This window comes from Rhabdobacter roseus (assembly GCF_014202275.1).
In the GTDB taxonomy this organism is placed as follows: domain Bacteria; phylum Bacteroidota; class Bacteroidia; order Cytophagales; family Spirosomataceae; genus Rhabdobacter; species Rhabdobacter roseus.
In genome coordinates this window covers 878,650-890,188 of the sequence record NZ_JACHGF010000003.1, presented here as the reverse complement: position 1 = coordinate 890,188, position 11,539 = coordinate 878,650, and the positions used below count along the sequence as shown (strand labels likewise).

10 protein-coding genes are annotated in these 11,539 nt (G+C 58.3%); all 10 read left to right on the top strand.

The window, feature by feature from the left end; all coding sequences use genetic code 11:
* The first annotated feature begins 6 nt into the window (after positions 1 to 6).
* The 10 genes from HNQ92_RS13545 to HNQ92_RS13500 all read left to right on the top strand — a co-directional run bounded on the left by HNQ92_RS13545 (position 7) and on the right by HNQ92_RS13500 (position 11,527).
* Positions 7 to 1,494 carry a RagB/SusD family nutrient uptake outer membrane protein gene (locus HNQ92_RS13545; protein WP_184174546.1) on the top strand — a complete coding sequence of 496 codons (1,488 nt, stop codon included), beginning with the start codon at positions 7 to 9 and terminating at the stop codon, positions 1,492 to 1,494.
* Positions 1,495 to 1,568: 74 nt separating this feature from the next.
* Positions 1,569 to 3,398 carry an alpha-amylase family protein gene (locus HNQ92_RS13540; protein ID WP_184174545.1) on the top strand — a complete coding sequence of 610 codons (1,830 nt, stop codon included), beginning with the start codon at positions 1,569 to 1,571 and terminating at the stop codon, positions 3,396 to 3,398.
* A gap of 89 nt (positions 3,399 to 3,487) precedes the next feature.
* Positions 3,488 to 4,552, top strand: coding sequence for a hypothetical protein (locus tag HNQ92_RS13535; protein WP_221307442.1), 1,065 nt, complete (start codon positions 3,488 to 3,490; stop codon positions 4,550 to 4,552).
* A 76-nt stretch (positions 4,553 to 4,628) separates the two neighbouring features.
* Positions 4,629 to 5,801: a sialidase family protein gene (locus tag HNQ92_RS13530; RefSeq protein ID WP_184174544.1), complete on the top strand. Its 1,173-nt coding sequence runs from the start codon at positions 4,629 to 4,631 to the stop codon at positions 5,799 to 5,801.
* Between the two features lie 52 nt (positions 5,802 to 5,853).
* Positions 5,854 to 6,606, top strand: a complete 753-nt coding sequence (locus HNQ92_RS13525) for a phytanoyl-CoA dioxygenase family protein (RefSeq protein ID WP_184174543.1) — start codon at positions 5,854 to 5,856, stop codon at positions 6,604 to 6,606.
* 52 nt (positions 6,607 to 6,658) lie between these two features.
* A complete protein-coding gene (locus tag HNQ92_RS13520) occupies positions 6,659 to 7,354 on the top strand; it encodes a GDSL-type esterase/lipase family protein (protein ID WP_184174542.1) in 696 nt (231 codons plus the stop codon).
* A 4-nt stretch (positions 7,355 to 7,358) separates the two neighbouring features.
* Complete coding sequence (locus tag HNQ92_RS13515) at positions 7,359 to 8,609, top strand: MFS transporter (protein WP_184174541.1); 1,251 nt, start codon at positions 7,359 to 7,361, stop codon at positions 8,607 to 8,609.
* A 62-nt stretch (positions 8,610 to 8,671) separates the two neighbouring features.
* Entirely contained in the window at positions 8,672 to 9,616 is a 945-nt protein-coding gene (locus HNQ92_RS13510; protein ID WP_184174540.1) for a hypothetical protein, read from the top strand.
* A 139-nt stretch (positions 9,617 to 9,755) separates the two neighbouring features.
* A complete protein-coding gene (locus tag HNQ92_RS13505) occupies positions 9,756 to 10,562 on the top strand; it encodes an HpcH/HpaI aldolase family protein (RefSeq protein ID WP_184174539.1) in 807 nt (268 codons plus the stop codon).
* Positions 10,563 to 10,570: 8 nt separating this feature from the next.
* On the top strand, positions 10,571 to 11,527 hold the full coding sequence (locus tag HNQ92_RS13500; protein WP_184174538.1) for an aldo/keto reductase: 957 nt from the start codon (positions 10,571 to 10,573) through the stop codon (positions 11,525 to 11,527).
* Positions 11,528 to 11,539 lie beyond the last annotated feature (12 nt).

The following is an 11,539-nucleotide window of genomic DNA, read 5'->3' as shown; positions in this document are numbered from 1 at the left end:
AGAACCATGAAATTATCCCGTAAAATACTCTCCATCACGTTGCTGAGTGGGTTGCTGTTTTCCTCCTCCTGCTCAGATATGCTGGATGTGGAGCCTACGAGTATCATCTCCAATGCTTCCTTCTGGAAAACCGAAGACGACGCCAACGGTGCGCTGGCCGGTATGTACGTGAAGCTCCGGAACGAGGCGCAGCTCAACCTGTTTCAACTGGGCGAAGGCCGCAGTGAAACCATGGAATGGGGGCGGCTGGTAGGTACCCTGGACTACGACCGGCTGTACCTGAATACCCTCGACGCCACCTTTGCCGGTCCCAGCTGGATTGGCTTCTACTCGACTGTCAATGCCGCCAACCTCATCATCAAGTACGTACCGAACATCACCTTCCGGACGGAGGCGGCCAAAAACACCGTACTGGCGCAGGCTTATACCATGCGCGCTTACATGTACTTTGTAATGGTACGCTCCTGGGGCGATGTTCCCCTGCGCACCGAGCCGACCGAAGGCTATAGCGCCGAAACCACCAGCCTGGGCCGGGCACCCAAGGAGCAGGTGTTTCAACTCATCAAGGAAGATCTGGAGAAAGCGCTTCAGCTTTTTCCTTCCAATGCCTTCCACAACGGCCGCAATACCTGGTCAAAGGCCTCGGCCAACGCCCTCAAAGCCGACGTGTACCTCTGGACCGCCAAGCGCCTCAACGGCGGCCAGGCCGACTTTACCACGGCGCTGCAAGCTTGCAACGAAGTGCAAACCGCCGACGTAGAATTGCTGCCCAACTTTGCTAACGTATTTGCCTACACCAACAAGGCCAACAAGGAAATCCTGATGGCGGTGCGTTTCCAGCAGCTGGAGTCTAATAACAACTACTTCGAAAACATGTACATCCCGGCCTCCCTCGTACCTGCCACCACCGACCAGGCTACGAAGGATGTCATCGGGGTACCGGGCGGGAACATCGTCTGGACGCCTTCGCCCCTGGTACGAAATCAATTCACACCCGACGACCAGCGGCGCAATGCCTCCTTTCTGGAAATATACACCACCAACGCCAGCGGCCAACGCAGCTACTTCGGGTCCATTGCCGTGAAGGGCAAAGGCATGGTAGAAGGAGGCGTAAGGAACTTCAAGGACGACGTAGTACTCTACCGTTACGCCGACGTACTACTCCTGAAGGCCGAAGCCAAAAACGCCCTGGGGCAGGACCCCGCGCCCGAGATCAACCAGGTACGGCAGCGGGCCTACGGAGCCAATTTCGCCCAGCATACCTTTGTCAGTGGTACGAAGGCCCAAAACGATGAGGCCATCCTGAAAGAACGGTTGCTGGAGCTGGCCTTCGAAGGCAAACGCTGGTGGGATCTGGTGCGGTTTGGGAAAGCCTTTGAGCTGGTACCTTCCCTACAAAACCGTCAGGGGCAGGAACACCTGCTGCTATTCCCCATTTCCAGCTACATCCTGAGCCTGGAGCCGCAGGTACAGCAGAATCCTGGGTATAACTAACCTCACTTGGTTTCCGGAGGTACTTTCATAAGTACCTCCGGAAATAAAAAACGTGTCAGGTACTTAATGCTTGTATGAAAAAAGCAAGAAATACGAAAACGCGTCGGAGCTTTCTTAGAAGTACCCTACTGGGGGCGGCTTCGGTGCCGGTACTGACGAATGGGTCGTATGCGGCGGAGCCTGCTTCCGTTACGAGTACCCTGCGGCAGCGTTCCGTTGCGGCCAAGCACCGTAATCTTTTCAACGGCGACACCTGCGTGTTTTTTTATAATCCGGAGCTGTGGCAGCCCGAAGATTATTCCCTGAAGGTCGTTCGAAATTCCCGAACGGGAAAAATGAATACGCAGCCAACCGCCGAAGGAGGCCCTTTTTCGGCCAAAGCCATTCATCGGTACGTGGAAGTATTGGCTACCAACGGCATTGATACCTTTGTCATTAATGCCAATGCATCCCGGGCCTGGTACCCCAGCAAACGTATCCCCAGTATTCTGGACGGCTATCAGCGGGGTGACCGGGATTTTTTTCGGGGCCACGCCATCTGCCAGGGAATCACTGAGCCCGAAGCCGTGGAGGAGTTCCTCGATAGCTTTACGACGTTCATGAACCGCTACCAAGACTTGCTCGATGCGGGCGTAGACTGGCTGGCCGAAACGGCCAAGGCGTGTCGGCAGCGCGGGGTGTCGCCCTGGGTGAGTATTCGGATGAATGACTTGCACGGAAGCAACAACTTTGAAGGTAGTTTTTTTAATCTACCACTTCTCAAGCAAAAGGAGATGCGCCTGAGCCAGAGTGCCTACGGCCCGCACAACCCTTCCTACCGCGAAGGGCTCAACTACGAAAAACCCGAAGTACGGGCCCTCATGCTGGAGCAGATCCGGGAGGTCGTGGAAGACTACGATTTTGAAGGCCTGGAGCTCGACTGGTGGCGTCAGCCGCTCTGCTGCGAGCCTAACGCAAGCGCTGAGACCGTAGCCATGATGAGCGACTGGATTCGGGAAATCAAGGTACTTACCGAGCGGCAGGCCAAAAAGACCGGCCGGCCGTATCCGCTGGGAATGCGCATTCCGGGCCGCCTCAATACCCTCCAAAGCATCGGGCTGGACGTCGTGACGCTCTGCCGGGAAGGTACCCTGGACTTTATTTGTCCGTCGGGTTTTTGGTGCACAACCTGGGACATGCCGCACGATACGCTACGCCAGCAACTCGGCGACCGCGTGGCGATCTACGGGGTACTGGAGGATGGCGTTAACTCGCTGGCGACGTTTGATCCTACCCATAACCGCAGCCAAGCCATGCGGTATAGCTCGGCCAGCCGGGAAATCCTGCACGCCAACGCCGCCGGAAAGTTGGCCCTGGGAGCCGACGGCATCGAGTGGTTTAACTTCTACTGCACCGACCAGGGGCGCTATCCAGGCCTCCGCTCCGACTACGCGTCGTTGCAAAAAGTATACGATCGGGAGTACCTGCGGGGCAAACCCAAGCATTACTCGCTGGGCATTGGGGGGAAGTCGTTCAATCTGTTACCCTTTGAGCTACCCGCGCAGTTGCCCGTTCAGCTAGCGCCCATTTCCCACCATGCGTTTCGGGTGGCAATGGGCGCGGAGCCTTCGGACCGTACCCTTGAGCTGGTGGTGCAGGTGGTAGTAAAGGCCGACGAACCCGTAACGCACCTACCCGTTTCTTTCAATGGGAGTTGGCCCCAAATTCGGTACGAGCGCACCGACCGGCTCCTTTTTCCCTGCGGTGCGCTTACCCATCACACGCAGGAGCACGTGGGCTATAACGTCCGCTTTCCGGTGGAAGCCGTACAGGAGGGTTGGAACGAGATCGTGGTGGAAAATGGCGGCAAAGAGCCCGTCACCCTTGTGGCTTTGGAGCTGGCCATACGGCACCAGGCCCAATAAAAACCACGTACCCGCCCTCAGGGTACCTTGGCGGAAGTACGATGGAACAAGTAATGAATTTTAAGGTACCTTGACTTTATGAAAGCATCATGACTAAATACCATACTTGGCTGTGGGTACTTGCCCTACTCGTAGGCTCCACCTCTATCCGTGCCCAAAGTACCCCGGCGGGCGAGTCGGCCATTTCCGTCAAAAAGATCTGGGATCAGTCGCCGCACAGCGCTTTCACGGATCTGATTCGCTTCAATAACCACTTTTACTGCTCGTTTCGGGAGGGCATCAGCCACGTGGGCGGAAAGAACAGCGGGAAAGTCAGAATCCTGAAATCCAGAGACGGCGCGCAGTGGGAGAGCGTGGCGCTGCTGGAGATCGACGATCTGGACCTGCGCGACCCCAAACTGTCCGTAACGCCCCAGCGGCAGATCATGGTCATCATGGCGGGGGCCGTTTTTGAAAATGGCCTCAGCCAGCAGCTATTTCCGATGGTATCGTTTTCGGACCAAACCGGCATGAATTTCTCCCGGCCCGAAAAAGCGGTGATCGACCCGGCCGTACAGCCTACCCAGGATTGGATCTGGCGCGTCACCTGGCACAACGGCGTGGGCTACGGCATAGACTACCAACTGAAAGAAAACGCCCGCGACCGGAAGACGCTCGGCAAAAGGGCGTGGCTGGCCTATGTGCTGAAAACCACCGACGGCCGGTACTTTGAAAAAGTGGCGCAGCTGGACGTCGAAGATCTGCCCAACGAGGCTACGGTGCGGTTTGACAAAAAAGGCAAAATGTACGTGCTGGTGCGCCGCGAGGCGGGCGATCAACTGGGTGTGCTGGCCCAAAGTACCTTTCCCTACCAGGACTGGACCTACCATAAGCTCGGTCTGCGGTTGGGCGGACCCAATTTCCTATTCCTGAATGCCAAACAACTGGTGATGGGTACCCGGCTCTACGAAGCCAAAACGACCACGGGAATCCTGGTGACGGACCTCAACGGCGTGGTGAAGAAAACCCTCAAACTACCCAGCGAAGGCGATACGAGTTACCCCGGGATGGTACTTTACCAGAAAAAACTGTGGGTGTCGTACTATTCCGCGCACGAAGGCAAAGCCAACATTTACCTGGCTAAAATACCGCTTAAAGAGTTGAAAGTTAAATAAATGGAAGAGGTACTTAGCCGGATGGTTAAGGTACCCTTTTAAACCCTTTTTTCTATTCCTAAATCCTAACTTACTCATGTACAAGGCGCACAAAGTACCCTATTTTTTGTTTCTTTTCTTACTCCTGACGGTGGCCAGTCCGGTGCGGGCTCAGCAGGCTTTGCGGAAAATCAAGGATATGGTGATCTACCAGGATGACCGCTTTTATTCGTCTTTTCCGTCCATCATCAAGCGGCCCAACGGCGAGCTGCTGCTGGCCTTTCGGCGCGCGCCGGATCGTAAAGGATTTGGCGAAAAAGGTACCAGCCACGTAGATCCCAACAGCTACCTGGTGGCGGTGCGGTCTAAAAACGGCGAAACCTGGACCCAAGAGCCGGAGCTCATCTACGCCCACGCCTTTGGCGGCTCGCAGGACCCCTGCCTGCTGCAGCTCAAAAATGGCGATATTCTCTGCGCCAGCTACGGCTGGGCCTTCGTGCGGCCCGACGGCATGCCGAATCTGAAAAAACCGTACTTTGAAGCGGGCGGAGCCATCTTTCTGGGCGGGTACCTGGTGCGCTCCACCGACGGTGCCAAGACCTGGCAGGGGCCCATCTACCCGCCGCACATTGCCCCCGAAATCAACTACAGCGCGCTGGGGGAGCCCATTACGGCCTATAACCGCGGAGCCCTGTACGAAGGCAAAAGCGGACGTATCTACTGGGTAGTAGCCTCCAGCGATTCGAACAAGCCCAACAAAAAAACCTCCAACCACCTCATCGTCTCCGACGACAAGGGGCTCACCTGGAAGTACGAAAGCGTGGTGGCTATGGATGATAAAGCTTCCTTCAACGAAGCCTCCGTCTACGAAACGCCCAAGGGCGACATCGTGGCCTTTCTGCGCACGGCCGATATGGACGACCAGGCCTGCATAGCCCGCTCGACCGACGGGGGCAAAAGCTTCAAGTGGGAGAAAATGGGTTTTCAGGGCCACCCCATGCAGGCCCTGCGCCTGGCCGACAACCGGGTACTTTTGGTATACGGCTACCGCCACAAGCCCTACGGCATCCGGGCGCGGCTCCTCAACGCCGAGTGTGCCGACTTCGCCTCGGCTCCCGAGCTGGTCCTTCGCGAGGACGGCGGCACCACGGACATCGGGTACCCCTGGTCGGTGCAGCTAGACAAAAACCGGGTGCTGGTGACCTATTACTACAACCTGGACAACGGTCCCCGCCACATTGCGGGTACCATCCTGGAGGTAGGAAAGTGACCGGGCGTTTTTTATAAAATAAGTACCTTGTAACCAAAGCTTAAGCATGAGTATGGAAACCAGGAATAACGCAAAAGTCGATTTCGATCGGAATGGCTACGCTTTTCTGGCCGGTTTTTTATCGGCCGAAGAAACCGCCGAACTTCAGCAAAAACTGGAGGTGTTCATTCAAGACGTGGTACCTACCATGCCGCCCGAGCGCGCTTTCTACGAGGAGAAAAACAACCGGACTACGCTCAAGCAGCTCTTTCACCTCTCGGACTACGACCCCTACTTCGAGCAACTGTTGCGGGGTAGCAAGTTTGAAGAGCTGGCCGAAACGCTGCTGGGTGAGAAAATGGCGCGGGGAAATGTGGAGTACTTCAACAAGCCCGCGGGCGTAGGCAAGCCCACGCCGCCCCACCAGGACTGCTACTACTTCATGCTTACGCCGCCCCAGGCGCTTACCTTCTGGATACCCCTGGAAGACGTCGACCCGGAAAATGGGTGCCTGCGCTACGTGAAGGGCTCGCACCGGCTGGGTATGAGGCCGCACGGGCGCAACGCTACGCTGGGTTTTTCGCAAGCCATTACCGACTTCGGTACCCCCGAAGACCTCGCCCACGAGGTGGCCGTGCCCGCCAAGGTAGGTGACGTACTGGTGCACCACGGTATGACCATCCACCGCGCCGAGGCCAACCAGAGCCCCACGCGCTCGCGCCGGGTACTGGGGCTGGTGTACTTTGGAGAATCGGCGCGGGAAGATACTGCTGCCAAGGAGGCTTACCAGAAAAAGCTGCGGGAGGAGACACTCCTGATGGGGTAGTAGGAGCTCCCTTTTGTATGCGTATTTACTTTTTTCGATCTACCTGTTCGCTTTGAAAAAAAGTCTGTTGATTTTATTCTTGACCTTGTTGGAAAGTACCCTGCGGGCGCAGCCAGTGGCCTGGGATAGTATCTACCGGCCGGATATATACGGTCCGCAGGTGGAGCTGTTCAAGGCGCGGCCCCACTCCCGCAAAGACATCGTTTTCCTGGGCAATAGCCTTACCTTCTGGGCCGACTGGAGCGAGCTGCTGGGCAGCCGACGCTACAAGAACCGGGGGATTCCGGGCGACACTTCCTTTGGGGTACTGGCACGGCTCGACGAAGTGATCCGGGGGCGACCCACCAAAGTTTTTCTGTTGATTGGCATCAACGATCTGGCCCGGCGGATACCTGACAGCGTTATTGTACAAAACTACCGGCGGATCGTGCGGGCGCTGAAAGCAGGCACCCCTTCCACCCAGATTTACGTGCAGACGCTGCTGCCTACCAACGATGCATTTGGCAAGCTCAAGGGTCACTACCACCACGAGCCATCCATCAGGTACCTCAACGGAGCCCTGAAAGAAATAGCCCAGCAGGAGCAGGTCGGCTATATTGACCTCCACCCGCACTTTATAGACGAAGCCGGAAAACTGAAAAAAGAATACACCTGGGACGGTGTGCACCTGACCCTGGCGGGCTACACCCGCTGGGCCGACCTTTTATACCGTGGCAAGTACCTCAAGCGGCGGCGTTTAACCCTCTGAAAGAATGAATACAGATACCATAGCTCCAGTACTTGAATCAAAAGTTTCGGCCCGCGCCTGGCTGGTGGTGGCGCTGCTGTGCGTGGTGGGGTGCCTCAACTACCTCGACCGTATGATGATCACCACCATGCGCAGCTCCATCATGGACGCCATGCCCATGACCGACGCCCAGTTTGGGCTCCTCACCTCCGTTTTCTTGTGGGTCTACGGCCTGCTGAGCCCGTTTGCCGGTTTCCTGGCCGACCGCTTCAACCGCAGCCGGGTCATCATTGGGAGCCTGTTTGTGTGGTCGGCGGTGACCTGGCTCACGGCCTACGCCACCACCTTCGAGCAACTGCTCGCTACCCGCGCTCTGATGGGCATTAGCGAGGCCTGCTACATTCCGGCGGCGCTGGCGCTGATCGTCGACTACCACCGCGGCTCCACGCGTTCGCTGGCTACGGGTATCCACATCGCGGGCGTCATGGTAGGGCAGAGCCTGGGCTTCATCGGCGGCCTGCTGGCCGAGGAGCACGACTGGAGCTACGCCTTTAGTATTTTGGGGATCATCGGGGTGGTGTATTCGGGGGTACTTCTTTTCACGCTCAAAGACGCGCCCCAGGTACCTCGGCCGGAGGCGGAGCCCGCGCCACTGCAAAAGGTACGTTTTATCGACGGTCTCCGAAATTTGTTCAGTCGGGGCTCGTTCGTGCTGGCGCTGGTGTGCTGGGGGCTGCTGGGCGTGGTAAGCTGGATGATCGTGGGTTGGCTACCGACTTACTACAAAGAGCATTTTAACCTCTCCCAAACCCTGGCGGGCGTGTACGCCACGGGCTACTTCCACACGGCGGCGCTGATCGGAGTACTGGTAGGTGGCGCCCTGGCCGACTACTGGAGCCGCACCAACCCGCGCGCCCGGATTTTGCTTCCGGCCCTGGGGCTCTGCGTAGCTACCCCGGCCATTTTCCTGGCCAGCAGCACGGCGGTCCTCTACTTGGCCGTAGCGGGGTTTATGGTGTACGCCCTCACCCGTACCTTCACCGACGCCAACATGATGCCGATCCTGTGCATGGTGGCCGACCCGCGCTACCGTGCCACCGGCTACGGGGTACTTAACCTCTTCAGCTGCATCATCGGTGGGTTGGGGCTGTACGCGGGCGGGGTACTTCGCGACGCGCAAGTTGACCTCAGCCGCATGTTTCAGGTCGCCGCCGTACTTATGCTGGTGTGTGCGGTTATTTTATTTCGAATAAAACCCAAAATAGAAGATTTTTAAAGTACCCCGCTTGTATGACAAAAAGTACCTTACTCCTATTCCTAAGCCTTTTTTCTTTTAGCATGAATCAAAAAGAATTCCGTCCGGACCCGCAGTACCCTGCCTCCTACCGCGAAGCGGCCCTGCGGGAACTGCGGGAGGTACTTCAGCACCAGGAGGAGTGGGTGAAAGTACACGCGGCGGAGTACCTGCTGTGGGCGGGGTATCCCGAGGGCGTGCGGGCCGTCTACCTGCAGGAAGAAAAACGCTACGGTACCCAGTCGCCCTACCGCATCGGGATCTGGCGGGTACTGGCACAGGTGTCGGAAGAAGAAAAAAGTACCTGGACCGGACGCATTCAGCGGGCGTTCGGAGATCCCGACGGGCCGGACCGCATCCACGCGGCGGAGACGTTGGCCAAGCTCAAAGTCCCCCCCACGGCGGCCCCGGAAGTGACCCGCCGCGCGCTAGAAAGTGATAACCCGGCGCTGGCGCTCTACACCCGCTGGGCGGTGGCCCACGCCTCGCCCGAGGCCCTGGCCAGTACCCGCCAGTACCTGCTCGATGGGTTGGCGGCGGGCCCGCAGGAGGTACTTTTCAAGCGCCTGAGTGGTTATATTTTGCGCAACCTGGGCGACCTGACCCCGCCGCAGTGGCAGCAGCTGGCGCGGGTGGCCTTGGCCGAGCCCGCCACGTCCGACGCCCAGGTGTACCTGCTCAGCGCGGCCTACGTGCGGGTACCGGCGGGTGAGGAGGCGTCAGGTACCTACGCGCAGGTACGGGAGAAACTCCTAGGTACCCAGGATTCGCCCCAGAAGGCCGTCCGGAGCGAACTGGCGATGGCGCTGGCGGAAAAGGGTACTTTGGCTGACCTGCCGGTACTACTTTCTTTATTGACCAATAAAAATCCGTTGGGTACGGCGGAAGGTACCTGGACGGAAGAAGCGCTGCGAAAAAGCCCCGACAACGCCGATGTGCGCGCGGCGGCGGCCTACGCCATTCTGAAAATAGAGCAAAGGTACCCCTGAAAGTACCCCCAGACGCGTGAGGTACTTGCTGAAAGATAGTACCAGCATTCGGCAGAATAAGGTAAGACAGGAGCCGGGGCGTGGGGTACTTTTGGGACGGAATAGACGTGACTAAAAAAACGATTATAACTCTTTAGCAATGAATATGCGAGAAAGCCGGGTACTGACTAAGTGGAGGGCGGGCCAGACCGCCAGTTGTTTTAAAATCAACCTGGCCGACGCCCGTTCCGTGGAGATTGCGGCTCTGGCGGGTTTCGATTGCGTCTGGGTCGATCAGGAGCACATCGGGCAGGACTGGTCCATCCTGGCGTCCAGCGTGTGGGCCACCAAAGCCCACAACACCGACCTCATGGTGCGGGTACCCCGCGGCGCGTACAGCGACTACGTGAAACCCCTGGAGCTGGACGCGACGGGTCTTCTGGTACCGCACGTGATGAGCCTGGCGGAAGCCCGGAAAATCGTGGAGATGACGCGCTTTCACCCCCTGGGCAAGCGGCCCATCGACGGTGGCAACGCCGACGGCGCCTACACGGCCCTGGACTTTAGCGACTACCTGCGGCAGGCCAACGAGCGGCGCTTTGTGATGTTGCAAATTGAAGACAAGGAGCCGCTGGCGGAGCTGGAGGCCATCGCGGCCCTGGACGGCTACGACGCGCTGTTTTTCGGGCCGGGTGACTTCAGCCAGAGCATCGGCGCGCCCGGTGAGTGGAACCACCCCGAGCTGATCGCGGCCCGGAAGCGGGTGGCAGCGGTGGCGGCCCGGTTCGGCAAATTTGCCGCCACGGTGGGCGGGCCCGGCAACCTCGACGAACTGCGGGCCATGGGCTACCAGTTTGTGAGCCTGGGGGCCGACGTCGTGGGGCTGAAAAACTACTGCCAGGAGCTGGCGGGCGCTTTTCACAAATCGACCCAAAGTACCTCTTCTACATCGTACCTCGAAAGCTAAAAGTACCCATGCGTAAGCGACCTTTAGGAAATACGGGAATGGAGGTGTCGGAAGTGGCCTTCGGGGGGGTGGAGATCGGGATGCCCTACGGAATTGGGGTGGAAAGTACCTCCGACATGCTTTCGGAGGCGGAGGCCGTTGCGCTGCTGCGTGCCGCGCTCGATGCCGGGATCAATTTCTTCGACACGGCCCGGATGTATGGGATCAGCGAAAATCTCATGGGGAAGGCCTTTGCCGGTCGGCGAGCGGAGGTGGTGCTGGCGAGCAAGTGTTGGCATTTTCGAGATGCCTCCGGCCAACTCCCGCCCGACGGCCAACTGCAAGACTTTATTCACACGTCTCTGCACGAAAGCCTGACAGCGCTCCAAACCGACTACCTGGATGTATTCATGCTGCATCAGGCCGACCGCGAAATCCTGGAAAACGAAACCATCGCGGCGGTTTTTCAGGAATTGAAAAAAGCGGGTACCATCCGGGCCACGGGGGCTTCTACCTACACGGTAGCCGAAACGGAGCAAGCCCTGGACGCGGGTACCTGGGACGTGATTCAGCTGCCTTTCAACCTGCTGGACCAGCGCCAGGGGGTACTTTTTGCGCGGGCGCAGCGCCAGGACGTGGGGCTGGTGGTGCGGTCGGTACTACTGAAAGGGCTGCTGAGTGACCGGGGGCAAAACCTGCACCCGGCTTTGCAGCAGGTAGAAAAGCACATTGCGGATTACCAAGAATTACTGGACGCCGACTGCCCGGATCTGCCCACGCTGGCGACCAAGTTTGGGCTGTCGCAGCCGGAGGTGGCGGCGGTGCTGGTGGGGATCGACCGCCCGGAGTACCTGCGGCAGGCCCTGGCTACCGCCGACGGAAAGTACCTAGGTACTTTGCACCTGGAGCGGGCGCGGCAACAGGCCTACCCCGATCCGGCTTTTCTGAACCTGCCCCACTGGGACCGGATGGGGTGGTTGAAATAACCTCTTAAACAA

Bases quoted from the DNA above. Each gene is read 5' to 3' on its own strand.
- HNQ92_RS13525 (WP_184174543.1), top strand. From the start codon at position 5,854: ATGGAAACCAGGAATAACGCAAAAGTCGATTTCGATCGGAATGGCTAC.
- HNQ92_RS13510 (WP_184174540.1), top strand. From the start codon at position 8,672: ATGAATCAAAAAGAATTCCGTCCGGACCCGCAGTACCCTGCCTCCTAC.
- HNQ92_RS13500 (WP_184174538.1), top strand. From the start codon at position 10,571: ATGCGTAAGCGACCTTTAGGAAATACGGGAATGGAGGTGTCGGAAGTG.
- HNQ92_RS13515 (WP_184174541.1), top strand. From the start codon at position 7,359: ATGAATACAGATACCATAGCTCCAGTACTTGAATCAAAAGTTTCGGCC.
- HNQ92_RS13545 (WP_184174546.1), top strand. From the start codon at position 7: ATGAAATTATCCCGTAAAATACTCTCCATCACGTTGCTGAGTGGGTTG.
- HNQ92_RS13535 (WP_221307442.1), top strand. From the start codon at position 3,488: ATGACTAAATACCATACTTGGCTGTGGGTACTTGCCCTACTCGTAGGC.
- HNQ92_RS13530 (WP_184174544.1), top strand. From the start codon at position 4,629: ATGTACAAGGCGCACAAAGTACCCTATTTTTTGTTTCTTTTCTTACTC.
- HNQ92_RS13540 (WP_184174545.1), top strand. From the start codon at position 1,569: ATGAAAAAAGCAAGAAATACGAAAACGCGTCGGAGCTTTCTTAGAAGT.
- HNQ92_RS13505 (WP_184174539.1), top strand. From the start codon at position 9,756: ATGAATATGCGAGAAAGCCGGGTACTGACTAAGTGGAGGGCGGGCCAG.